At 65.7% G+C, this 25,001-nt stretch carries 15 protein-coding genes; 8 read left to right on the forward strand and 7 right to left on the reverse strand.

The features are described 5' to 3' along the window. The first annotated feature begins 185 nt into the window (after nucleotides 1–185). From ACXJ16_RS18565 to ACXJ16_RS18575, 3 genes are read left to right on the forward strand one after another with little or no spacing between them, the layout of a single operon-like run. Complete coding sequence (locus ACXJ16_RS18565) at nucleotides 186–869, forward strand: response regulator transcription factor (RefSeq protein ID WP_185999528.1); 684 nt, start codon at nucleotides 186–188, stop codon at nucleotides 867–869. Next, a complete protein-coding gene (locus ACXJ16_RS18570) occupies nucleotides 866–2,167 on the forward strand; it encodes a FecR family protein (RefSeq protein ID WP_231635565.1) in 1,302 nt (433 codons plus the stop codon). Before ACXJ16_RS18565 ends, ACXJ16_RS18570 begins: the two co-directional genes overlap by 4 nt. After that, nucleotides 2,164–4,398, forward strand: a complete 2,235-nt coding sequence (locus ACXJ16_RS18575) for a CHASE2 domain-containing protein (protein WP_132470199.1) — start codon at nucleotides 2,164–2,166, stop codon at nucleotides 4,396–4,398. Before ACXJ16_RS18570 ends, ACXJ16_RS18575 begins: the two co-directional genes overlap by 4 nt. A 27-nt stretch (nucleotides 4,399–4,425) precedes the next feature. Here ACXJ16_RS18575 and ACXJ16_RS18580 read toward each other — a convergent pair whose 3' ends face one another. The 7 genes from ACXJ16_RS18580 to ACXJ16_RS18610 form a co-directional block, all read right to left on the reverse strand. Next, nucleotides 4,426–4,926: a DUF4136 domain-containing protein gene (locus ACXJ16_RS18580; RefSeq protein ID WP_324699464.1), complete on the reverse strand. Its 501-nt coding sequence runs from the start codon at nucleotides 4,924–4,926 to the stop codon at nucleotides 4,426–4,428. Between the two features lie 467 nt (nucleotides 4,927–5,393). After that, nucleotides 5,394–7,232: a DUF885 domain-containing protein gene (locus ACXJ16_RS18585; RefSeq protein WP_463922991.1), complete on the reverse strand. Its 1,839-nt coding sequence runs from the start codon at nucleotides 7,230–7,232 to the stop codon at nucleotides 5,394–5,396. Nucleotides 7,233–7,419: 187 nt separating this feature from the next. After that, on the reverse strand, nucleotides 7,420–7,593 hold the full coding sequence (locus ACXJ16_RS18590; RefSeq protein WP_463922992.1) for a hypothetical protein: 174 nt from the start codon (nucleotides 7,591–7,593) through the stop codon (nucleotides 7,420–7,422). Nucleotides 7,594–7,644: 51 nt separating this feature from the next. Next, nucleotides 7,645–10,662 (reverse strand): TonB-dependent receptor domain-containing protein, encoded by a 3,018-nt coding sequence (locus ACXJ16_RS18595; protein ID WP_324699467.1) that lies wholly within the window; start codon nucleotides 10,660–10,662, stop codon nucleotides 7,645–7,647. Nucleotides 10,663–10,791: 129 nt separating this feature from the next. Beyond that, nucleotides 10,792–11,787, reverse strand: coding sequence for a glycosylasparaginase (locus ACXJ16_RS18600; protein ID WP_454798032.1), 996 nt, complete (start codon nucleotides 11,785–11,787; stop codon nucleotides 10,792–10,794). Between the two features lie 213 nt (nucleotides 11,788–12,000). After that, a complete protein-coding gene (locus tag ACXJ16_RS18605) occupies nucleotides 12,001–14,343 on the reverse strand; it encodes a GH92 family glycosyl hydrolase (protein ID WP_463922993.1) in 2,343 nt (780 codons plus the stop codon). A gap of 156 nt (nucleotides 14,344–14,499) precedes the next feature. Further along, nucleotides 14,500–17,181: a TonB-dependent receptor gene (locus ACXJ16_RS18610; protein ID WP_463922994.1), complete on the reverse strand. Its 2,682-nt coding sequence runs from the start codon at nucleotides 17,179–17,181 to the stop codon at nucleotides 14,500–14,502. A 325-nt stretch (nucleotides 17,182–17,506) separates the two neighbouring features. Here ACXJ16_RS18610 and ACXJ16_RS18615 point away from each other — a divergent pair, with 325 nt between their 5' ends. The 5 genes from ACXJ16_RS18615 (at nucleotide 17,507) to nagE (ending at nucleotide 25,001) form a co-directional block, all read left to right on the forward strand. Then, nucleotides 17,507–18,286 (forward strand): copper homeostasis protein CutC, encoded by a 780-nt coding sequence (locus tag ACXJ16_RS18615; RefSeq protein ID WP_454798035.1) that lies wholly within the window; start codon nucleotides 17,507–17,509, stop codon nucleotides 18,284–18,286. A gap of 197 nt (nucleotides 18,287–18,483) precedes the next feature. Continuing rightward, a complete protein-coding gene (locus ACXJ16_RS18620) occupies nucleotides 18,484–19,530 on the forward strand; it encodes an SIS domain-containing protein (protein ID WP_054435652.1) in 1,047 nt (348 codons plus the stop codon). Further along, nucleotides 19,530–20,660 (forward strand): N-acetylglucosamine-6-phosphate deacetylase, encoded by a 1,131-nt coding sequence (gene nagA / locus ACXJ16_RS18625; RefSeq protein WP_463923298.1) that lies wholly within the window; start codon nucleotides 19,530–19,532, stop codon nucleotides 20,658–20,660. Before ACXJ16_RS18620 ends, nagA begins: the two co-directional genes overlap by 1 nt. A gap of 28 nt (nucleotides 20,661–20,688) precedes the next feature. Continuing rightward, complete coding sequence (gene ptsP, locus ACXJ16_RS18630) at nucleotides 20,689–23,280, forward strand: phosphoenolpyruvate--protein phosphotransferase (protein WP_463922995.1); 2,592 nt, start codon at nucleotides 20,689–20,691, stop codon at nucleotides 23,278–23,280. Continuing rightward, nucleotides 23,277–25,001 carry an N-acetylglucosamine-specific PTS transporter subunit IIBC gene (gene nagE, locus ACXJ16_RS18635; RefSeq protein WP_054435650.1) on the forward strand — a complete coding sequence of 575 codons (1,725 nt, stop codon included), beginning with the start codon at nucleotides 23,277–23,279 and terminating at the stop codon, nucleotides 24,999–25,001. The genes ptsP and nagE overlap by 4 nt, the downstream gene beginning before the upstream one ends.

A 25,001-nucleotide genomic window follows, 5' to 3' on the forward strand; every position in this document is an offset into this window, starting at 1 on the left:
TTATGAGCGCCCCTGTTCCCCCTCTTGCGGGCAAAAGTCATGTAAAGGAGTGCAAATTTGTGGCGCTTGTAAAACCTTGTAAAACCGGCTGAAGGACTGCTGCCCAGGACGGTCCGCGCTGATATGCTACCTGCGGGGGCAATGGTGCTGCGGAAAATCCGGGGCGGATCAGGGGCTACGCGCGAATGCGGATTGCAATTCTGGAGGACGATCTCGCCCTTGCCGGCTATGTCGAGAAGTCGCTGCTGGCCAGCGGCAACAGTTGTGCCATGTTTGCGGACGGTCAGAACCTCCTGCATCAGATGCACCGCGAGACTTTCGACATGCTGATCCTCGACTGGAATGTACCGGGCATGTCGGGCCTCCAGATACTGGACTGGATGCGCGAGAATCTGGACAGCAGGCCGCCTTCGCTCATGCTCACGAGCCGGTCTGCCGAAGAGGACATAGTGGCCGGACTGTCCGCCGGTGCGGACGATTACGTGATCAAGCCGGTATCCTCGGCCGTCCTGCTGGCGCGGGTGGCCGCCGTGGCACGGCGGGCGTATCCCACCCCCACCAACCCGGTCGAGACATTCGGCCCCTTCAGGTTCGACAGCCGGGCGGAAACGATCGAGCTGCTGGGAGAAGCGGTGGCCGTCACCGCGAAGGAGTTTGCCCTTGCCACGCTCCTTTTCAGGAACATGAACCGCGCCTTGTCCAGGGCTTACCTTCTCGAAGCGATCTGGGGCGTGCGACCGAACCTGCCTACGCGGACGCTCGACGCGCACATCTCGAACGTGCGCACGAAGCTCAACCTGCGCCCGGCGAACGGTTTCAAGCTCTCGCCGATCTACTCGTATGGCTATCGTCTGGAAGCCCTGACTTGAACTCTCGTTTTCTTTGCCGCGCATCCCTTGCCGCGGCGCTGCTGGCCACTTCGGCAGGTCTCCGCGCGGAGACGCCGGCCCATGTCGCTTACAGCGTCAACCGGAACGACACCCTCTACGATCTTGCCCGGCGCTATTTCGCCGATCCGGCGAGCTATCCGGTGGTTCAGAAGCTCAACAGGATCGGCAACCCGAGGCGGATTCCCGTAGGGCGCATCCTCAAGATACCGCGCTCCATGCTGCGCCGCGAACCCATCGAGGCGGTCGTGCAGAGCTATAGGGGGGCCGTGCTCGTGGGCGCGCGAGGCGCGGCCGTCGGGCTCAGGGTTCGCGAGGGAGATCTGATCGAGACGGGCGAGCGCTCGTTCGTTTCGCTGCGGCTGCCCGATAGCACCACCGTCTCCCTTCCTCCCGGAAGCCGTGTGCGCGTGGAGCGGCTGCGTCGCACCCTGCTGGCGGAATCCGTCGAGCGGCGCTTCGTCGTGCAGCGGGGGCAGGCGTCCGGGATCGTCACGCCGATGACGGACCCTCACAGCACCTTCCAGTTCCTGACGCCCCGCGCGATGACATCGGTGCGCGGAACCCGGTTCCGTACAAGCTACGATCCGGCCAGCGGGGCTTCGAAAGTCGAAGTCTCGGAAGGCAAGGTTGCGTTCCGGGAGACGCGGGAGAAGGAGCAGTTCGTCGTGGCGGGCTTCGGCACTAACGACGGGCTTGCGGCACCCGTGCCGCTGCTGGCGCCGCCAGAGCTGATGTCGCCGGACAGGGTACAGGCCGAGGAGCAACTGGTCTTCGCCGCGCGGCCGGTCGTCGGCGCTGCACGTTATCGCTTTCAGATCGCCCGCGATGCCGGTTTCCTGGATGTGCTGGACGAAGCCTATGCGCAAGTGCCGCGCGCCGAATTCGCGGGCCTGCCTCGTGGGACATATTTCGTACGCATGGCCGGCATGGACCGTAACGACCTTGAGGGCCTTGCCTCGACCTATAGCTTCGAGCGACGGCTCAACCGGCTACGAACCAGTTTCGAGGAAAGTCGTGCCGGCAGATACCGGCAGTTCCTGTTCCGCTGGCAGGCGCCGGATGCTCCGGAGGCCAGTTTCCGCTTCCAGCTGTCGCGCAGTCCCGATGGTTCCGCGCCGTTGGTGGACCAGACCGGCCTGACCGGGGATGCTTTCGTCATTACCGATCTCGCGGCCGGTACCTATTACTGGCGGGTGATGAGCATGGAGGCCGCCGAGGGGCGGGTCTACACGAAATGGTCGCCTGCCAATGAACTGCGGGTCGGGGCCGCGAAGTGAACCTCACGGTCCGCCTCAAGACCGAATGGTGGATCATTGCCGTGCTCGTCAGCCTTCTTGCTGTTGTCCTGACGCTGGGCGACGCGCTCTCGCGGTTGGACAATGCCGCTTACGACCATCTGCTGCAACTCGATCCCAAAAAGTCGGATGGCCATATCGCGCTGGTCGAGATTGACGACGACGCCCTTGCGCAACTTGGCCGCTGGCCATGGGATCGCGGCATTCATGCGCGGCTTGTCGCTCGGCTGAGCGCAGCGGCACCGAAGGCGATCGTCTACGATACGCTTTTCACCGAGCCGGGTGCGCCCGCCGGAGATTCGAGGCTGGCCGGCGCTATCGGGCGGGCAGGGAACGTGTTCTTGCCCTTCTTCGTCAGCGCAGGCGGCCTGCCGGGCGGAGGAAACAGGATCGTCGACCCTATTCCGCTGCTGCGGAATGCTGCGAAGGGCACGGGCTTTACCGATTTCCTCGTGGATGCAGACGGGGTGATGCGCTCAGCCCCGGCCCCGATCGGCTCCCGCCTGCACCTGATGGACGATGTTCACCGCAGCATCGGGAAAGGCGCGCAGATGCCCGGATCGGGCAGGTTGATCCCCTTTACCCCCGGCGAGCCGTGGCTTCGTATTCCGGCGGCATCGCTCATCGCGGGAAAAGTTCCGGTCCAGGATTTGCACGGCAAGTTCGTCCTGGTGGGAGTGACGGCCGGTGGTATCGGGCCGCGCTATTCTGTTCCCGGCCTCGGCACGATGTCCGGGCTCGAAATCAATGCCCAGTTCCTGCGCGGGCTGCTCGCCGATCTGATGATCGAGAAAGCGGGGATCGCGGCGCGGATCGGCTTTGCGGTCGTGCCGGTCTGGCTGCTCATGTTGTTGATGGGCCCGTTCCCGCGCGTTTCCCCGGCGCTGGGCCTTGCAGCCGCAACGGCGACCGTCCTGGCGGCCGCCGGCCTGCTGCTTCTCCTTGGACGGATCTGGCTTCCGCCCGCGACCGCGGTCCTGGCTCTCTGTATTGCCTATCCGATCTGGGGGTGGCGGCAACTCGCGATCACGCAGCGCTTCATGCACCGCGAACTGCTGCGTCTGGAGGCCGATTCCACGATCTTTGTACAGCGCCCAAGGAAGGGGCGGCAACCGCTGCCCTCGACGATTTCACTGCTTACTGCCGCGATCACGAGCAACCGCGACATGAAGCATTTCGTCGCCGAACGGCTCGACCAGTTGCCGGACGCGACCCTCGTCACGAATGGTGAGGGTAAAATCCTGCTCGCCAATGCATCGGCGGGTAACCTCTTCGGCCCGGAGCAGGTCCGAAGCGGCGAGCCCGGCAAGGGTGCTGCACTGCTGGGCCGCTTCCGGCAGGCCGGATCCCAGGAGCCTATCCGCTTTCCCGACATGCCGATCGAGGGGCCGCTCAGTTTCGACACCATTACGGACGATGGCCATTTCTTCGCCATCCGCTTTGCGCCCCAGCGCTCCGTCGATGGAGGCTTCGTTGGCTGGATCGTCCAGTTCATGGATGTAAGCGAGGCCAAGGCGGCGCAGCGCCAGCGCGACGATATCCTCGAACTCCTGACTCACGACATGCGCTCCCCGCAGGCATCGATCCTCGCCGTTCTGGAAACGGCGCCGAGCGAGAACATCGCGCCGGAAGAAGCGCGCCGCATTCGCCACTACGCGGAAAGGACGCTTGGTCTCGCCGATGGCTTCGTCCAGCTCGCGCGCGCTGAAAGCCTCGAGTATGCCCTGGAGGATGTCGCGCTGGGGGACATGATGATCGATGCGATCGATGATCTCTGGCCGCAGCTCACGGCCAAATCGATTTCGATCGATACCGCCGACGGTGAAGAGCGCCTGATCGTGCGGGTAGAGCGTTCACTCATGACCCGCGCGCTGATCAACCTCCTCGACAACGCGATCAAGTACAGCCCCGTGGGAAGCCATATTCGTTGCACTGTGCGGCAGGAGCCGGGAGATGACAACGAACTGCGCGCGATCTGTGAGATCGTGGACGAAGGCCCCGGACTGGAAGAGGAACACAGGCACAGGCTCTTCGAGCGCTTTCATCGCGGCCCGCTCGGCGCCGGTAGAAGAACGGATGGCGTCGGGCTTGGCCTGAGCTTCGTTCATACCGTTGTGGTGCGGCATCGCGGCGAGGTCCGCTGCGCCAGCGAAGCTGGCCGAGGCGCGACATTCACGCTGGCCCTGCCGCTTGCCGATCAAGGACAAGCCTAGGTTTACGGCCTCGGCGGAATGGACCGTTTACGGCCGGGCGGTTGCCGTCGCGGTGGAGCCGCCGAGCTGCGTCAGGAACGCCTGCAAGAGCTGGCCCTCGACGCCGGGCCTGCCTTGCTTCACCGGCTCTTGCCCGACAAGGCGGTAGAGTTCCCGGCCCGTCTCCCGCTGCGAGATGACGAGCGTATAGACCCGCAGTTCGGTGGAACGGGACCGGGTGGGCGGCACGAGCCAGGTCTTTTCGTCCGCCTTGTCCTGAGGCGCGAAGAGGCCTGTCCCGCCGGGAAGCCGGGCCGTGGTGAGCTGGACGAGATAATCCGCCCTTTCCGAGCGCGAGAACCCCCGCGCTGCGAGATCGGCGAGAATAGCGCTCTGCCAGTCGCCGTCGTCTGCCGGCCCGCCAACCAGTTCGATACCGCCCGCCTGCGGAATAGCGCCTGTGGCATTCACAGTGGGTTTCGGCAGGGACGTACATGCAGGCAGCAGGGCTGCCAATCCCAGGAGCAGCGGTGAAGCGGGTACTTTCATCGTCATTTCCGATCAGGCCTGCAGGGTCGAGCGGTCTCGTAGGTGAATTTGCGGCTAAGTCCATCTCATGCAAGCCTTCGCCAACTGAGCGGCTTGCGAATTTACACTGCTTTACATCGCGTCTGAGGGATTTCGCCTATGCTGGGCGGGCCGTTGCAATCCGCTGCGGCCATCTCGATCGCGACGCTGCATTACCCCCCGCGCCAGCGAAAAATACCCCATGTATGGTGATCGAGGTGAGAAGTGATCCGGGCTCGAACCGGGCGCCACCTCCGGCCTCGCTCCCCCCAATGGAGCGAGGCCCTTTCTTTGCAGGCCAGCCATCATAAATGTAAACAATTGTTATCGCTATGGTGATGCAGCAGGCAGGTCTTTAGGGGAGGCGGCGGGCAGCGGCTCAGTCTCATCGACTGCCCCCGAGGAGCCGCTGCCCATCCTTTGCCATCCTTCGTCCGATCGCGTTGCGTTCAGCCGGCGGATGACCTGCTGGTCGATACCCAGTCGTCAACGACGCGTTCAAGCACGGTCAGCGGCATTCCGCCGCCCGCAAGCGCCGTGTCGTGGAAGCCCCGGATGTCGAAGCGGTCTCCCAGTGCCGCCCGCGCCTTTTCGCGCAGACGGACCCATTCGTTGTGGCCGACCTTGTAGGCGCAGGCCTGGCCCGGCCAACTGCAATAGCGCTCCACTTCCGAGGTCGCCCCGCCTTCGGCGCGGCCGGTATTGTCGATGAAATAGCGGATCGCCTGTTCGCGGCTCCAGCCCTTGGAATGAATTCCGGTGTCGACTACCAGACGCACCGCGCGGAACAGCAGGCTTTGATAGAAGCCGATCCGGCCCAGCGGATCGTTGTCATAGGCGCCCAGTTCGTCGGCAAGCTGCTCGGCATAGAGCCCCCAGCCTTCGGCATAGCTGGAGAAGAACAGCAGGTTCATGAGCTTGGGCGCCGCAGCGCTTTCCTGCTGGAGCGCGATCTGGAGGTGATGACCCGGGATCGCCTCGTGATAGGTGAGGGTGGGGAGGCCGAATTTCGGCCAGTTGGCGGTGTCGGTCAGGTTGATCCAGTAGATTCCGGGGCGCGTGCCGTCGAGGCTGGGCGAATTGTAGTAACCCTGCGAAGCGCCTTCCTGGATCTCGGGAGGAACGCGCTTGATCTGCACGCCTGCCTTGGGAAGGCGGCCGAAGGCCTTGGGCAACAGCGCCTGCATCGCCGCCATCTGCTCGTTCAAGTGCGCCACCAGTTCCACCTTCGCGGCGTCGGTGTTGGGATAGACGTTGGCCGGGTTGGCGATCAGGGCCGCCATGCGTTCGCCCACGGTGCCTTGGCTGAAGCCTTGCGACTTCAGCAAGGCGTCGGAGCGGGCGGTCAGATCGGCAACCTGTTCCAGCCCGATGCGATGGATCTCATCGGCGGACATCCGGGTCGTAGTGATGTAGTTTAGGCTATTGGCGTAATACTGCGCCCCTTGCGGCAGGCGCGATACCGAGGCGTCATGTCCGGCCTTGGGCAGGGCCGCCTTCAAGGCATCGTTCTGGCGCTGGAGCGCGGGATAGACCCGTTCGGAGACCAGCTTTTCCACGCGCGCGCCCCATTCGCCGGGGATCGACTGTTCATGCGTGCGCCGCACGATCGACTGGACGAGCGTGGATTCGCCGGCCGCCGTGCCCAGCATTCCGGCCTGGAGGCCGATGGTCTTGTTCAGGATGAAATCGGGCGGGATGACGCCAAGGCCGAAATCCTCGTGCATCCGGTCGGTCTCGGCGGTCAGAACGTCTGCAAAGTCGTTCACGCGCGAAACGAAGGCCTCGGCGTCGCTTGCCGTCTTGATGGTGTGCTGGTTGTCGAGGAAATCGGCGGTGTTGAGGTAGGCGCCGCCGCCCTGGCTGACCCGGTAGACCTGCGGCCAGCCACCCTGGCCATAAGGTATGGCGTAAGTATTGATGACGGAGTCGAGGTTCGCCGCGATCGTGTCGTAATAGATCGCGTCCCGCGAATTCATCGAAGCTCTGTCGAGGGCGCCAAGCTGGGCGCGAGCAGTGCGGACGAGTGCCCGGTCCTTTTCCTCTTGCTCCCGCGTGGGAATCGTCAGGCGCGATTTCAGCGCGGCGCGGGCGCCGGTGTCCAGTCCCAGCTGCGTCGCCGTCTCTGGTGAGGCATCGACCTGGACTTCGAAGTACTTGTCCATGAAGGCGGCAAGGGCAGCGTCGGAACCGGCCGGCGACGCGGACACGCGTGCGAGCGCGGGGCCGGCCGCAACAGCGGCGGCACCTGCCGAAGCGGAAGTGAGGAAACGGCGACGATCGATCATGAAAGCTCCGGCGATAGTTTATGGCCGGAACTTACGCCATGGTTTCAAGCGAATGCAAATGGAGCGGATGATTTCGGGCAGGAAGAGGTGAAGAAGCCGCTCTCCCCATGAAATCATCCCGGGCTTGCCGCCGCTTTTGGACGCCAGCCATTGATCGGCCTCGCCGAACACCGGGGAGGGGCGCCGTTCAGAAGTCGGGATCGAAGCCGGCAACGGCCCGCAGGACGGGCGGACGATGAGCGGTATCCTCGGCTTGCGGCAATTTCTTCTTTTCAGGCGCTTTGCCCGGATCGTTGATTTTCGTTCTGTTTCGGCGGGGCGCCGCCTTTTTATTGTTCATCGACTGCCTTGGTACATTCATTGCCTTGGAAGGGAGCCGCCGCGCCGGGCATGCCCGGCGCGGCGGAACCGATCAGAAGTTGACCGTCGCGCCGATGGCGATCTGGCGGCCAAGCGAGTCATACCGTGCCGAGAGCGTGTTGCTCCGCGACAGGCCGTAGTTGTAGGAATTCGGCAGCAGCGGCGGCAGCTTGTCGAAGATGTTGTTCGCCGAGATGCGGAACGAGAAGGCCTCGTCGACGCGGAACGTCATCGCAAGATCGAAGTAGTTCTGCGCCTTGATCCGGTAGAACGTCTCGCGCTCGGAGCTTTCGCTCCAGCCCAGTGCCGGGTCGCCCGAGTTGCTCACGTTGGTCAGCGGGCCGACATAGCGCCAGTTGAACGAGGCGTTGAAGGCGCGATCCTCGGTCGTGTAGGTGGCGCGCAGGCTGTGGGTCCACTTGGGGATCAGCTGGCCGCAGGGACCGCCGTAGTAACCCGCGCAGTTGTACTTGGCGAGGATCGGCGAATCCTGGCCGCCCGCCAGCGTGGTGAGCGAGCCCGAGAAGTCCAGCGCGAGGTCACCGTAACGGCCGAGGCCGAGGGTGTACTGGCCCTGGAAGTCCCAGCCGTGCGACTTGCTCTTGTAGTAGTTGGTCGTGCCGCCACGGATGAACCCGGTGGTAGGATTGGTGCCCGGGTTGCTCGAGAGCGTGCCATCGGCATTGCGCACGAACATCGAGCAGAAGAACTCGCTGCCGGTCTGGAGGCAGCCGTTCGAGAAGTAGTCGTAGTCGTTGTAGCCGATCGAATCGTCGAGATCGATCAGGAAGCGGTCCACGGAGACGACGAGGCCGGGCAGGAACGAGGGCTTGAGGACGACGCCGAAGGTCTTGGTATAGGCCGTTTCGGGATCGACGGTATAGCCGCCGCGACGCACGGTGCAGCCGATGTCGGTCGGGCAGACCAGCGTCGGGCTGCCGTAGAGGCTGTCCGCCAGGCCGGTCGCCGCGCAGACTTCGCGCGAAGCTGCCGGAGCGCCGTAGACGGGAACCTGCTGGCCGTTGGCGCCGGTCGTGTACGTGACCGTCGGTGCGCAGATGTCGTTGTAGGCCGTGGTGATCCGGTCATAGCTGATGTTCGAGCCCTGGTAGGCTTCGACGACCGTGGGCGCGCGCTGCGCCTTGTTGATCGATCCGCGGAACGTGATGTCCGAGATCGGCGACCAGATCGCTTCCGCCTTCCAGGTGGAGAACACGCTCGGGTTGGAGCTGTACTTCGAAAGCCTGTAGGCGCCGTTGAACTGGAGCAGTTCGGCGAAAGGCTTGCGCTCGATGATCGGAACCTGAAGCTCGACGTTTCCTTCCCAGACGTGCTGCGAAAGGTTGGCGTCGGAGCCGCCGTTGTTTTCACGCCAGACGTCGTCCGCGTAGCTCTTCAGCTTGTCCTGGCGGAATTCGGCGCCCAGTGCGATGGCCACGCCCTGGTCGGCCCAGGGAGACTGGATGCCATAAGTGCCAAGATCGCCCTGCACGGTGGCGACCATGTCGTAGAGCGTGTTGATCGTGGTGGAGGTGCCGAAGCTGCCCTCGGTCAGGTAGTCGTAGAGCGCCTGGGTGTTGAGGGTGGAATTGGCGCTGAAGGCGTCGAAGGGAACGCAGCCATCCGTGGTGCCGGAGGCGCACTGGAGCTGCCCGTTGACGCTGACCACGTTGAGCGCGTTGTTGACGCGGTCGTAGTCAGGCTGGCCCCAGGTGATGTCCTGACGATTGCGGGCATAAACGCCGCCCACGTCGTAGCTCCAGCCTTGCGCGAACTGGCCGCGCACGCCTGCGGTCGCGCGCAGCCCCTTGTTGAGATAGACGTCCTCGATGTCCTTCACGTTGTTGAAGCGGTAGCGCAGTTCGATCGGCACGAGGTCGGAGGTGCCTGCCGAGCTGCCGCACACCGTCTGCGCCTGCGAGGCCGACATCAGCGGATTGTTGCAATTGACGTAGTAGGGCGAGGAGCCGTCGCCATAGGCAGTCGGGCTGTAGACGCGCGCCGGGTAGGGGTTGGTCGAACGGTCGCGGAACCACATCGCGCTGCCATAGAGTTCAGCCGCGTCCGAGATTTCGAACGAGGTGAAGCCGCCGGCGTTCCAGCGCTTGTCTTCGCGCTGGAAGGAATAGCCGTCATAGGGGTTGGCGGCGAGCGCGGTGCTATAGGGCACGAAGGTGCGCGAACCGTCGGGATTGTTGACGTACTGTTCGCCGCTGGCCGCGCCGGTGCGGGGCGAGATGTAGCCGTAGGGTGTGTAGGTCGATACCGTGCAGCTGAGCGGGCCATCCTTCACCGCTTCGGTCAGCTGGCAGCCCGAAGTCTCGCGCGAGGAATAGGGCACGAGCGCCGCTTCGCGGTAATTGACGTAGCCGCTGATGTGGAACCGGTCATCGAACAGCTTCTTGCCGAAGGTCAGCGAAAGGTCCGCGCGGCCGCCGTCCGTGGTCGTGCCGCTGGCGGGCTGGTCGAACCCATACTGGCTGGCAACGTCCGAGATCAGCGTGCGCTTGTTCTTGTGGAGGTAGAAGTTGTAGTTGCCGTTGAGCTGGAGGCCCTCGAAATCGTCATCCATGACGAAGTTGACGACACCGGCAATCGCATCCGAGCCGTAGACCGCCGAGGCGCCGCCAGTCAGCACGTCAACGCGCTTGATGAGCGAGGTCGGGATCATGTTGGCGTCGACGCCGTTCATGGTGCCCACGCGCTTGCCGTCGATCAGCGTGAGGGTACGTTCGAAGCCGAGGTTGCGCAGCTTGATGCGCTGGCGACCGTCGGAATCCTGGTAGTTCTGCTGGCTGTCCGGCGAAATCTGCGGAATGCGGTTGAGAACTTCCTCGATGTTGACGGCGGCCTGTGCGCGGATCGCATCGTTGGTCACCGAGGTGATCGGCGCTGCCGCTGCCGAGTTCGGACGATTGATGCGCGAGCCGGTCACGACGATGGCACTTGCGGCGGAATTGGCCGTGCTGTCGGAGGCGGCATCGTCGGGCGCATTGCTCTGCGCCAGCGCCGGGGTAGCGAGACCCGTGATGCAGGTCGTCGCCAACAATAGTCTCGTGATCTTCCTCATTCGTTACCCCTTTTCTTCCCTGGTATTGATATTGCCTGGTATTAATCTGGTTCTGCCGGGTGCACGCGCCCGGCTTCCGGCGCGGGGACGTCGGGCAATCGCTCGGCTCGCTCGCGCCTCGGGGCGCGGTCAGGCTCGGCGGAGGCTTTCCGAAGGACGGATGACGGTCCGGCCGGTCTGGTCCGTTACCGCGTAAGTGAAGCCGGGCTGGATCGCGAAGGCTCCGACCTGGCCGTCCCTGTCGATTGCGAGGAATGCGACCTGGGCGTCCTTCACGGCGTCTCCGCGCAAGGCAACGATATGCTCTACCGCTTCGCGGCAGGCGGCCATGGCCGACATGCCCATGCGCATCGAGCCGACCACTCTTGCGGCACCGGCAATGCGCGTCACTTCCTCGCCCACGCCGGTTGCCGTGGCTGCGCCGACGCCGGGTTCGACCAGCAGCCCGCAGCCCGACTGCGGGGAATCGCCGACGCGGCCGCGAAGCTTGAAAGCCATGCCCGAAGTCGTGCAGGCGCCGGCGAGGCGCCCGTCGGGGCTGCGCGCGAGAATGCCGATCGTGTCATGGTCGAGCGCCGACCCACGCTGGTTCTCGATATTGGCCACCGGCTTGTATTCGGCCTTCTTGAGCCATTCCTTCCACGCCGCCTCTGCCTCGGGCGTCAGCAGTTCCTGCGCTGCGAAGCCTTGTTCGCGTGCGAACTGCGCCGCGCCGTCGCCGACCAGCATGGTGTGCGGCGTGCGTTCCATGACGCGCCGCGCGACGGAGATCGCATGAACGTAGCCTTCGAGCGCGGCGACCGCGCCGGCATGGCCGCGGTCGTCCATGATGATCGCGTCCAGCGTGACGTGGCCATCGCGGTCAGGGTATCCGCCCAGCCCGACGGAGTGATTGGCAAGATCCGCTTCCGGCACCTGCGCACCGGCTTCGACCGCGTCGATCAGTGTTCCGCCGGCTTTCCAGCGAGCATAGGCAGCGGCATTCGCCGCCGCGCCGAAATCCCATGTCGACACCACGAGCGCGGCATCGACGGCATTCTTCGTGGTGCCGGCAGCGCGTGCCGTTCCTGCCGCGACCGATCCGGCCAGGGCAAGTCCCAAGGTGTTGCGACGCGAGAATCCCATGCCCACTGTCCCCCGGCCAGAGATGGCCACCTCGATTTTTCGTTAGTTACGGAACGGCACGCCCTTCCCGAAGCCTGCCTTGCAACAAAGCTGTCATAGGTATTAAATAAATTCAATTCCAAAATTCAGATTGGCATTAGATTTTTCCGATTTTTGACGGAATATGTCGCTAATTGGTCTCACCTCATCGCGGAAAGGTCGCGTGATTCCGTCTCAGGCCTGCCTTGGCGGGCGGCCGTGCGGGTCGCGGGCGAAGCCCAATTCAGGCACGTTCTGCATGTGGAAGGTGAGCCTGCCGCCCTTCATGAGCTCTTCGTGGCCGATCCAGCAGCGGTCATGTGCTTTTCCGTTCCATTCCACGCGGCCGTAGTAGGGGCGGTCGGATCGGTTGCCCGGTGCGCTGACGATCAGTTCGCGGCCATTGCCCAGCCTGACCCGCGCTTCCTCGAACAGCGGACTGCCGAAGATGTAGATGCCGCTGACGGGATCGACCGGGTAGAAACCCAGAGCCGAAAGCACGTACCAGGCGCTCATCTGGCCGCAATCGTCGTTGCCGATCACGCCTGCCGGCCTGGCACGGTACATCAGCGCCAGCAGGCGGCGAACCATGGCCTGCGTCTTCCAGTGCGCACCGGTCCAGGCGTAGAGATAGGCAACGTGGTGCGAGGGCTCGTTGCCGTGCGCATACTGCCCCACCATGCCGCTGATGTCCGGCGGTGCGTTCTTCGGCAGGGTCGAAGGCGCGTTGAAGAAGGCATCCAGCTTGGCTTCGAGCCCGGCCGGGCCGCCCATCGCCTCGGCCAGGCCATGGACGTCGTGCTGGTTGAGGAACGTCGCCTGCCAGCCGTTGCTCTCGGTAAAATCGCGCCACTTGTCCGAATGGCCGAGTTCGACCGGATCGTAGGGCTCGGTCCAGGAACCGTCGTCGAGACGCGGCCGGGCAAATCCGGTTTGCGTGTCGAACACGTTCTTCCAGTTGCCCGAACGTGCTTTCAGCCGCGCGGCGTCGTCTGCAGCACCTGCGGCGCCGGCGATCCTTGCGGCGGCATAGTCGTCATAGGCATATTCGAGCGTGCGGCTGACGCTTTCGAAGACCTTGTCTGCAGGGACGTAGCCCTTGGCGTCATATTCCGGAATGCCGCGGGCATTGTCGAGCACGGGCATCGTGAAGTCGAACGAGCGGCGGCGGATATTGGGCCAGGCGGCCGCGTAATCGCCGGGGATGCCCTTGGCCATGGCCTCGGCAAGGACCGGCACCGAATGCCAGCCCATCATGCAGCCGGTCTCCACGCCCTGCAGCGGCCAGACCGGCGGGCCATAAGGGCTCTGCTGGGTCTGGCGTATAAGATCGGAAACGAACTCCTCGACCCGCGCGGGCCGGATGAGCGTCTGCAGGGGGTGGAAGGCGCGGTAGGTATCCCAGAGCGAATAGGCGCTATAGGCTTTCTGGCCCGGCGCGAGTTGGTGCACCTTGCGGTCGAGCCCCATGGTGCGGCCATCGACGTCGGAGAACAGCGTGGGGCCGATCGCAGCGTGATAGAGCGCGGTTGCCATGATCGTGCGCTGTTCGGCGCTGCCGCCGGTCACTTCGATATGCGAAAGTTCCTCCGCCCATGCGCGGGCAGCGGCCTGGCGATAGATGTCGAAGTCGAAGTGCGTCGCCTCCGCCGCGAGGTTCGCGCGGGCACCGGCGATGTCCACGGCCGAAACGGCGGTTCGCACCACCAGCGGCGCGCTTCCGGCATCGTCGAAGTGGATGGCGGCCTTCAGGCGGCGACCCTTGACCAGCTTGCTGCCGGCAGGCTGGGGGCTGTCTTCGTCACCGAAGAATTCCACCCGGCTCGGCGGGCGGGAAAACTGCATCGCGAAGTAGATGTGCCGGCCCTTGGCCCAGCGGAAAACCCGGCGCTGGCCGGTGAGAGTGCCGTCCGCGTCGAGTGCCATTTCCGCATCGTCGATCAGCGGATACTTGTCCGAGGAATCGAGCACGAGATGCGAGAGATCGATCAGCAGGTGGCCGGCTTCTCCAGCAGGATAGCTGTGGCGCTGGATGCCGGTGCGCAGCGTCGTGGTCAGTTCGCTGGACACGCCGTTTTCAAGCTGGACCCGGTAGTAGCCGGGTTCCGCCGCCTCGTTGCCGTAGCGCAGGCGATAACCTTCGTCCGGCCGGTCGAGCGGTCCCGGCTTTAGGCGGACCTCGCCCCGGCAGGGCACGACTAGCACGTCCAGCATGTCGCCGATGCCGGTGCCCGAAAGGTGGGTATGCGAGAAGCCGAGCAGCGAGGCGTCGCCGTGGTGATAGCCGGAGCAGGTGTCCCAGCGCGCAGTGTCGGTATCCGGGCTGAGCTGGACCATGCCGAAGGGCAGGGTGGCGCCCGGGAAAGTGTGGCCGTCGCCGCCGGTGCCGATGAAGGGATCGGCCACGGCATCAGTCCCGGTTCCGGCCGGCGCCGCTTCCGCTGCAAGAGCGCGGGTCGCGCCGGCAGGAACGGCGGCGGCCAGCAGCGCAAGGCGGCAGGAGCCGGACATCAGGTGGCGGCGACTCAAGGCAGTCATGTCTGGCATCCCCAGTCTATGAGGCCCCGTTCTACAAGGCCTGTTTCATAAAAGGACGGCGCCTGTCCGCAGGCAGGAAGCCCCGGACAGGCGCCGGCCCGTGTGCATGCAGATCTTAGTGAGGAGGAGGAGGACCTACACGCTTTTGCACGGGACTTAGAAGCTGAACTGGGCAGTCGCCGCGAAGACGCGCCCGTTCTTGTAGAAGGCGGTCGGCGCCGACTTGGTGCCGCTGTACGAGTAATACGTCGAATCCAGTAGGTTCTGGGCATTGGCCTGAACCGTGAAGTGCTCGTTGATCTTGTAGGAGATCGATGCGTCAAGCTGGTGATAGCCGTCGGTCGAATCCACCGAATTCAGGCGGCCGATGCCGGTGAAGTAGTGGCTGCGCCAGTTCCAGCTCACGCGTGCCTGGAACGGACCCTTTTCGAAGTAGGGGATCACGTTGATGGTGTGCTTCGAGAGGTAGGGCAGGTTGAGCACGTTTCCGTCGGCGTCCCGGCCGCCCTTCGCGTCGGCGAACGTGTAGTTCGTCAGGATGCCGAAGCCGCCCCAGATCGGGGTCTGGAAGCCCAGTGACACGCCGTTGACGGTGGCGTTCGAGGCATTGACCGGGCTGGAGACGATATAGGTCTCGTTCTGCTGGGTCAGGTTGTTGAACAGCACCTGCTGGCTCGTGGTGGTCACGATGTAGGACGAGATTTCGCGGCGGAAATACTCGGCCGAAAGCAGCGCGCTGTGTCCGAAGTACCATTCGGCTGAAAGCTCGTAGTTGGTGGAGGCGTAAGGCTTGAGGTCGGGGTTGCCGCCGCCTGCCGTCAGCTGCGTGTCGTTGCGGCTGAAGGCGCCGGCAAGCTGGCCGTAGCGCGGACGGGCGATGACCTTGGCGATCGAGCCGCGCAGCTTGAGCTGGTCGTTCACTTCCCAACTCACGTTGATGCTGGGAAGGCCCTTCAGATAATCGTTCGTGGCGCGGGTCGGCGTGTAGGTGTCGTTTTCGGCGGTGTAGAGGTAATAGTCCGAAACGTCCTGGGTATAGACCGCCCGGTAACCCACGTTGCCGCGGATCGGGCCGGTTTCGAAGTCGAGCTGCACATAGGCGGCGGCCGATTTCTCACGGACCTTGAACGAGGTTCCTTCGTCGAGGCCGGTATCGACGTAGATGCCGTTGTTCAGCGTGTCGATGACGTCGCCGCTGTGCAGCGTCGCGAACTGGTTGGCGTTGCCGCCGGAGCCGAGGCCGCTGAACAGCCCGGAGGGCGTCAGGGTGTAGTCGTAGTCGGCAAGGCTGATCGGATCGGTCAGGTAGACCTGCGATCCGGTGGCGCGCAGGCTGTTGACGTGATCCGATGCCTTCACGCCCATGCGCACGGACTTGAAGAAGCCGTCGTCCACGTCCAGCTTGGCGTCGAACTGGCCGTAATGCTCCTTGTCGCGCTGGCGCGAGGTGGCGATGCCGCCGATCTGGTATGCCTGGATGGTGCTGCCGTCCGGCAGCGTGACATCGCGCAGGTCCGAGCGGAAGAACGCGGTGGGGTCGGTCGGCGGGGTGGAGAACGTCACCGAAGTCTGGTTCTGCCCGTAGCTGTAGCTGAAGGGCATGTTGGACTGGAGGTTCATCAGGTATTCGGGGTTGGTGCCGCCCGTGGCCTTGGTCCAGCCCACGTTGCCCGACAGCGTCAGGCGATCGGTTGCCTTCCACGTGGTGTCGAGATTGTAGCTGTCGGTCCGCACCTTGGTCTTGCGGTAGTTCATGTCCAGCTGCGAACTGGTGGAGGGCAGGTTGGTCGCGCCGAAGGATGCGTCCGTGACGAGCCCGTTGGAGATCGTTGCCGATTCCAGCGCGCCGGCGGCCCACGTCGGAACCACGTACTGCGACTGGCTGAAGTTGTTGTAGGTGCCTTCGATGTGAAGGCCGGTAAGGTTGAATTCGAGGCGGTCGCTGGGCGCCCACTGCACGGCGAACTGGCCGCCGATGCGCTCGCGCGTCTGCTTGAAATAGGCGTGGTTGATGCCGTAGGGATAACGGGCGTTGGCCAGGTCTTCGGCGGTCCCGCCGGTCAGCACTGCGTTCGGGTTGTTCAGCGTGACGTTGCCGTCGGCATCGGTGGACGTGAAGTCCGAGCCGCTGTTGTAGCCGAAGTACTCGACGCCTGCACGGGCCAGCGAATCCCTGTCGTAAGTGCCCGCCACCAGGATGCCGAAGGTCGCGCTGTCGTTCTTCCAGCTGTAGAGCAGCGAGCCTCGCGGATTGCCGATTTCGGAGCGATCGTTGTAGCCGTAGCCGATCGAACCGTTGATGGTGTTCTTGTCGAGATCGAGCGGCTTGCGCGTGCGCACGATCACGGTACCGCCCAGCGAACCTTCGTCGATACGCGGTTCGGGGGACTTGAACACCTCGATCTGCGAGACGATTTCCGGCGCCAGCAACGAGTAGTTGAAGGTACGGCCGGTCACGTCGCCGGAATTGCCGCCCCAGTCTGCCGAAGCGATGGTGTGACCGTCGATCAGGACGCGGTTGAGCGCCGGGTCGGTGCCCTGGATGGAGACGCGCTCGCCGATGCCGAACTGGCGGTCCACGCTGACGCCGGGGATGTGGGACAGCGATTCCGCGACGTTGCGGTCAGGAAACTTGCCGATGCCTTCGGCGGTGATGACATCGACCACGGCGTCCGCATTGCGCTTCACGTTGATCGCGTTCGTCAGTGCGCCGCGGATTCCGCTGACCACGATCGCGTCCTGGTCGTTCTGGTCCTGCGGGGCTTCCTGTGCAAAGGCGGGGGCGGCGAAGCCCATGGTGGCGCTCGTCGCCAGCAGCATCGCGCGTGCTAGTTTCATCATAGTTTTCCTCATGACCCGAACCCGTGAGCGCGCCGTGACGTTATGTTTGCGGAAATGCGTGCCCGATAACTTCCTGCGGACAATGCCAATACAAAGCCAATGTCCTAATTCAATGTCACCAAAATAGATCCTCCTGTCCACCGTAAATTTCTTCTTGCGTGCCGAGGTGGTCGAAAATTGGCGGGAATGGTGGGAAAATGGGAGGTTGCGGCGGCTGGGCTGGCTGTTGGCGGCATTGGCTTTGCGGTGGAACGGGATGGCGCGTCGGGCCAAAGTATGTCCAATTTCCGACAGTGCGAATCGCCGGCCGTGACGGGGCCGGATGTCTTTTGGAAGGGGCGAAGTGCTCGAAATCTGTGTCGAAGATGCCGCCGGTCTTGCTGCCGCTGTCGCCGGGGGTGGCGGCCGGGTGGAGCTTTGCAGCGCGCTGGCGCTGGGCGGGCTGACGCCGCCGCGTTCGCTGGTCCGGCTGGCGGCGCAGGCGCCGATTCCCGTCCATATGCTCTGCCGCCCGCGAGAGGGCGATTTCGTCTACGGGCCGCAGGAAACCGAGCAAGTCTGCGACGATATCGATCTGGCCGCGGAAGCGGGGCTGGCGGGAATCGTCATCGGGGCGGGCGCTGCGGGCGGACTTGACCTGGCGGTTCTCGGCACCTGGCTCGATCATGCCCGGCGGGCGGGAACGGCGCGCGGGGCGCGGCTTTCGCTGACCTTGCACCGCGTTTTCGACGTGCTGGACGACATGGAAAACGGACTGGAGCAGGCGGTGGCGATGGGGTTTGACCGGATACTGACGTCCGGCGGCGCGGTGCGGGCGCCCGAGGGGGTGCGGATGCTTGCGCATCTCCATGAACTGGCCGCCGGGCGCATCGTGATTCTGGCCGGATCGGGGGTCTCGGCCGAGGCGGTGCCGGCTCTGCGCGCGGCCGGAATTGAGGAGTTTCACGCCTCCTGCCGCACCCCCGGCACGGCGACAGCGGCATCGGGGCGGCTGGAAGAACTGGGCTTCCAGAAGGGAATCCGGCCGGTGACGGACGCTGCCGAGGTGGCCCGGCTGCAGGCTGCCATCGCGCGTGGGCAAGGCGGGTTGAACGACACCTAAAAGGGGTAGAGCGACACGCAGCGACCGCTGGCGAGGGTGGTGCCGGAAGAAAAACGCGCTTGCCCTTGCGAAACCAATTGCGCATCGCCTGCAGTTGGGGAATACCAATATAGAACTTATGTAGATATTGGTAAGCAGACGCTCCCGTCTGGCGCTTTTCCGCCGACCGGGGGCGGTGCGAAGGAGATTTCGCTGCAATGCAATCCGAAGTTGCTCATCCGTCCCAGTCGCTCATGGCCCGCGAGACCGCCGAGGCGCCGCAGGCCGTCCGCGCGTTCCTGGCCCGCAACCAGGACACTCTCGCATCGCTTGCGCAGGACCTGCGCGGCAGCCCGCCTTCGGTGGTGGTGACCTGCGCGCGCGGGTCGTCCGACAACGCGGCGACTTACGCCAAATACCTGATCGAGACGCTGGCCGGTGTGCCGGTGTCCTCTTCCGCGCTCAGCGTTTCGTCGGTGTTCGGCGCCGAGATGCAGCCGGGCCGCGTGCTCGTGATCGCCATTTCGCAAAGTGGCCGTAGCCCCGACCTGCTCGCGGCGGTCGAGGCGCATCGCCGTGCGGGTGCCCGCGTCGTCGCGCTGGTGAATGACGAGACCGCCCCGCTTGCCGATCTGGCGCAGTGGGTGCTGCCGCTTCACGCCGGGCCGGAGAAGTCCGTTGCGGCCACCAAGTCCTACATCGCCTCGCTTGCCGGGGTCGCCGCCATCGTCGCGCAGTGGACCGGCGACGCCGCGCTGACGGAGGCGCTCGGCAGGCTTCCCGATGCGCTGGCCATTGCCGCCGGCACCGCGCCGTTCGATCTGGTCGAACGGCTTTCCGCAGCGACGAACCTTTTCGTGATCGCGCGCGGATACGGCTTCGGCATCGCCCAGGAAGGCGCGTTGAAGCTCAAGGAAACCTGCGGTCTTCATGCCGAAGCCTATAGCGCCGCCGAAGTGCGCCACGGCCCGATGACGATCATCAACGAAGGCTTCCCCATCGTGGCCTTCGCCACGTCCGACGCCAGCGGCGAAAGCGTGCGCGATGCCGCGCGCGAATTTGCCGGGCGCGGTGCGCAAGTCGCGCTGCTCGATGCCGAGGCACCCTTCGGGGAAAGCACGCTGGCCGCGCTTGCGGGCCATGCGGCGCTGGAACCGCTGCTGATGATCCAGTCCTTCTACCCGCAAGTGAACGCACTTTCGCTGGCGCGCGGGCTGGACCCGGACAATCCGGCCCACTTGCGCAAGGTAACCGAGACCCTGTGATGAAAACCGCCTTCGTCAACGGCAACGTCTATCTGGATCGCGCCTGGGCGCGCGATGCCGTGGTGACGGTGGAGCAGGGGCGCATCCTGGCCGCGCAGCGCGGGACGGAAGCCGACGAAATCGTCGATCTCGACGGTGGCTGGCTGGTGCCGGGCTTCATCGACGTGCAGGTGAACGGCGGCGGCGGCGTGCTGCTCAACGATGCGCCGACCGTGGCGGGAATCGCCGCGATCGCCGCCGCCCATGCGCGGTTCGGGACGACCGCCATGCTGCCCACGCTCATCAGCGCGACGCCTGACGTGATCGCGGCGGCGCTGGACGCGACGGACGAGGCGATTGCGGCCGGGGTGCCCGGTTGCATCGGCATCCACGTCGAAGGGCCGGTGCTCAACGCGAAGCGGCGCGGCATCCATACCGAAGGCAACTTGCGCCCGCTGGACGATGCCATGGTGGACCTGTTGACGCGCCCCCGCGCCGGCAAGGTACTGTTCACCATCGCGCCGGAATATCTTCACGCCGATCAGGCCCGTGCGCTGACCGGCGCCGGGGTGGTGATCGCGATGGGGCATTCCGACGCCGATTACGAAACCGCGCGTGCCGCCTTCGACATGGGCGTTACCGGGGTCACTCACTTGTTCAATGCCATGTCGGCGCTTCATCACCGCAACCCCGGCATGGTGGGCGCGGCGCTGGAGAACCGCACGGCCTGGTGCGGGCTGATCGCCGACGGCTACCATGTCCATCCCGCCGCGATGCGCGTGGCGCTGGCGAGCCGCCCGCTCGAGCGCTTCATGCTGGTGACGGACGCGATGCCCTGCGTGGGATCGGACCTTGCCAGCTTCGAACTGGACGGCCGCGAGATCACCGTGGCGGAAGGGCGCTGCGTGGGCGCGGACGGCACGCTGGCGGGCGCGTCGCTCGACATGGCGGGCGCCGTGCGCAATGCCGTGGACATGGCGGGACTTTCGGTGGCGCAGGCGGTTGACATGGCCAGCGTGCAGCCGGCGGAATTTCTGGGCCTCGGTGCGGAACGGGGCGTAATCGCCGCCGGATATACCGCCGATTTCGTCCATCTCGATCGCGCCATGGCGCCGCAGGCGACATGGATCGCCGGCGAACGGGCATTCTGATATCGATTTCTGGAGACAAGCCAAAACTATGACTGCCTCCGTTTTTTCCATGACTGCCGAGCGGGCCATGACTCCCGCCGGGCACACCATCGTCGTCACGGCTCCGCTGGAGGGCTGGCTGGCGCCGCTGGCCGAAATTCCCGATCCGGTCTTCGCCGGGGGGATGCTGGGCGACGGCGTGGCCATCGATCCCACCGGCGGCATGCTTCACGCACCTTGCGCGGGAACGGTGGCCTCGCTTGCGGCGACCGGCCATGCCGTGACCCTGCGCCTTGAAGGCGGGGCGGAACTGCTGCTCCATCTCGGTGTCGATACCGTGGCGATGGGCGGGCGCGGTTTCACGCCGCTGGTGGCGCAGGATCAGGTAGTGGCGGCGGGCGATCCGCTGGTGCGGTTCGATCTCGATGCCGTGGTGACCGGCGCGGCCAGCGCGATGACGCCGGTGCTCCTGCTCGCCGGTGAGGAATGGACGCTGGAATCGAAGCGCGATCCCGGCCCGGTCAAGGTGGGCGATGTGGTGATGGCGCTGCGCCGCGTTTCGGGGACCGGCGCTGCCATGGGCGAGGCTGCCGGATCGCCGGACGAGGAACTGGTGCGCGAACTGCCGGTTCCGCTGCGGCACGGCATTCACGCCCGCCCGGCCGCGCGCCTGCGGCAGGTGGCGACGTCGTTCGAGGCGGTGGTCCGCATGGAGATCGCGGGCAAGTCCGCAAGCCTGCGCAGCCCGGTTGGCGTGCTGGCGCTTGGCGTCAGGCTGGGAGACCGCATCTCGCTTCACGCGCGCGGCAGGCAGGCGGGCGAAGTGCTCGACGCGCTGGAGGCCCTGATCGCCAGCGGCATGGGCGAACTGGCCCACGCCGATGAACAGCCCCCCGCACAGCCGGTGCGCGTGGCGGCTCCGGCGGCGCAGCGCCGGGTCACGCAGATCGCGCCCGACGGCACCCTGGCAGGCGTGGTTGCCGCGCCGGGCGTGGCCGTGGGCGAGGCGGTCCGCTATCGCCTAGGCGAGGTGGAGGTTTCCGAAGGTTCCGGCGATCCCGCGACCGAGCGCGGCCTGCTGGATGAAACGCTGGCGGCGCTGCGCGCGAAGATCGCGCAGGAAAGCGAAGGCGCGCCGCCCCATGCCGCGTCGATCCTCGCCGCCCATGCGGTGATGCTGGAGGACGAGGACCTGCTCGCCGCCGCGCATGAGGCCATCGCGAAAGGCGAAAGCGCGGGCGCGGGCTGGCGGCTCGCCATCGGCACGCAAGTCGATCTCCTGCTGCGTTCGGGCGATGCGCGCCTTGCCGAGCGCGTGGATGACATGCGCGATCTGGAACGGCAGGTGCTTTGCGCGCTGATCGGCGGCGATGCCGCCGGCTTCGCGCTGCCGCAGGATGCCGTGCTGATCGCCGAGGATCTGCTGCCCTCCCAGCTCATGGCGCTCGATCCCGAGCGGCTGGCGGCGATCTGCCTCGTCAACGGCGGGCCGACGTCGCATGTCGCGATCCTTGCGGCCGGGCTCGGCGTGCCGATGCTGGTGGCGATGGGCAGCGCGCTGGACGATATTGCCGAGGGCGCGGTTCTGGTGGTCGATGCCGCCGCCGCGCGGCTCGAAACCGGCGCCTCGGCGGAGCGGATCGCCGGGGTTCGCGATCAGCTTGCCCTGCAGGCCGCTCGCCGCGCCGCCGCGCTCGAAGCGCGGGGGCCGTGCCACACCGCGGACGGCACGCGGATCGAGGTCTTCGCCAACCTCGGCTCGCTGGCCGATGCGCGGCAGGCGATGGCGAACGGTGCGGAAGGCTGCGGCCTGCTGCGCAGCGAGTTCCTCTTCGTGGAGCGAGCGCAGGCGCCGGGCGCCGGTGAGCAGTTGGAGACGTACCAGGCCATTGCCGATGCGCTGGAGGGCCGTCCGCTGATCGTGCGCCTGCTCGATATCGGCGGCGACAAGCCCGCGCCGTTCCTGCCGATGCCGGCCGAGGAAAACCCGGCGCTGGGCCTGCGCGGCATTCGCGTCGGCCTTGCCTATCCCGAATTGCTGGAAGCGCAGGTCGAGGCGATCCTCAGCGTGCGTCCTGCCGGGCAATGCCGGATCATGGTGCCGATGGTGGCCAGCCTGTCCGAACTGCGCGCCGTGCGCGGTGTGGTGGACGGCGTGGCGGCGCGCCTTGGCCTTGCCGGGCCCGTGTCGCTGGGCATCATGGTGGAGACTCCCGCCGCCGCCGCAACCGCGGACATCCTTGCGCGGGAGGCCGATTTCCTCTCGGTGGGGACGAACGATCTCACCCAGTATGCGCTGGCGATGGACCGGGGCAATGCGGCGGTGGCTTCGGCCATCGACGGGCTCCACCCGGCGGTGCTGCGCCTGATCGCGCTCACTTGCGAGGGAGGGGCGCGGCATGGCCGCTGGACCGGCGTCTGCGGCTCGCTGGCGTCGGACCCGCTGGCGGTGCCGCTGCTGCTGGGCCTCGGCGTGGGCGAGCTTTCGGCAACGCCCGCGCAAGTGCCCGATATCAAGGCGCTGGTGACCGGGCTCGACATGGAACGCTGCCGCGCGCTGGCCGCGCGTGCGCTGGAATGCGGCTCGGCGGGCGAAGTGCGTGCGCTTGTACGCGAATTTCTGAAGGAGCAGGGGGCATGAGGCGGGTTCTCGAAACGTTGCAGCCGCTGGGCCGTGCGCTCATGCTGCCGATCGCGGTGCTTCCGGTTGCGGGGCTGCTGCTGCGGCTGGGCCAGCCGGACCTGCTCGACATTGCGCTGCTGAGCGCGGCGGGCGATGCGCTGTTTTCGCACCTCGGGCTGCTGTTCTCCATCGGCGTCGCCACCGGCTATGCGCGCGACGGCAACGGCGCGGCCTGCCTTGCCGGCATTGTCTGCTTCCTCGTCGCCACCGAAGGCGCCAAGGTGCTGATGCCGGTGCCGCCGGGCATCGATCCCGCGCTTTCGAAAGAGGCTTTCGCGGCAGCGGTGGCGGCGGCGAAGAGCCAGGCCATCGGGCGGCTCGACGTGCCGATCGGCATCGTCTCCGGCCTGGTCGGCGGGCTGTTCTACAACCGGTTCTCGGCCATGAAGCTGCCCGAATACCTGGCCTTCTTCGGTGGGCGCCGGTTTGTTCCGATCGTTTCGGGCGTGGCCGGACTGGTCATCGCCAGCCTTGTCGGCCTTGGATTCCAGCCCATCGTCACCGGGATCGACGGGGTGAGCCACGGCATCACCGGGCTGGGCGGCTTCGGACTGTTCCTGTTCGGCCTCATCAACCGGCTCCTGCTGGTGACCGGGCTGCACCATGTCTTCAACAACCTGTTCTGGTTCGTCTTCGGCGATTTCGACGGCGCCCACGGCGATATCCGCCGCTTCTTCGCGGGCGATCCCACCGCCGGAAGCTTCATGACCGGCTTCTTCCCGGTCATGATGTTCGGCCTGCCAGCCGCCTGTCTCGCGATGTACCGCGCGGCCCGGCCCGAGCGGCGCAAGGCGGTGGGCGGCATGTTCTTCAGCCTCGCGCTGACCTCGCTGCTGACCGGTGTGACCGAGCCGATCGAGTTCAGCTTCATGTTCCTCGCCCCGGTGCTCTACGCCATCCACGCGGTGCTCACCGGCATTTCGATGTGGCTCACCGATGCGCTGGGCATGCATCTGGGCTTCGGATTTTCGGCAGGACTGTTCGACTATGTGCTGAACTTCGGCAAGGCGACACGCCCGCTGCTGCTGCTGCCGGTGGGCCTCGTCTACTTCGCGGTCTATTACGGTGTCTTCGCTTTCGCGATCCGCAAGCTGGACCTCAAGACCCCCGGCCGCGAGGAAGAGGATGCCGCTGCGCCCGCCGCGAGCGAGGCTTCGGCAGAGCAGACGCGCGGGCACGCCTATCTTGCGGCGCTGGGCGGCAGCGGCAACCTCCTGGAGGTTTCCGCCTGCACCACGCGCCTGCGCCTCATCATCGCCGATCACGGCGCGGTGGACGAGGCGCGGCTGAAGGCGCTGGGTTCACGCGGGATCGTGCGCCCTTCGGACAAGGCGCTGCAGGTGATCCTCGGCCCGGTTGCCGATATCGTCTCGGTCGAGATCCGCGAGGCCATCGCGGCGGGACCTGCCCCGCTGTCGAAGCCGGTGACGGCCCCGGCAGTCACCGAAGCCGCCGCGCAGCTCCAGCTTCCGGCGAACCTTGCACAGGCCCTTGGCGGCGAGGGGAATTTGCGCGGCGCGGCGCGCTATGGCAACCGCCTCAGGGTCGAGCTTGGCGATCCGGAAATGATCGACGATGCGGCGCTGGTCGCTGCTGGAGTACGCGGCGTGGGCGCGACGGAAGGCCCGGCCATCCACTTGCTGTTTGCCGCCGCCGATCTGGACCGGATGGCAGCCTGA

This window comes from Novosphingobium sp. TK71, from assembly GCF_055361505.1.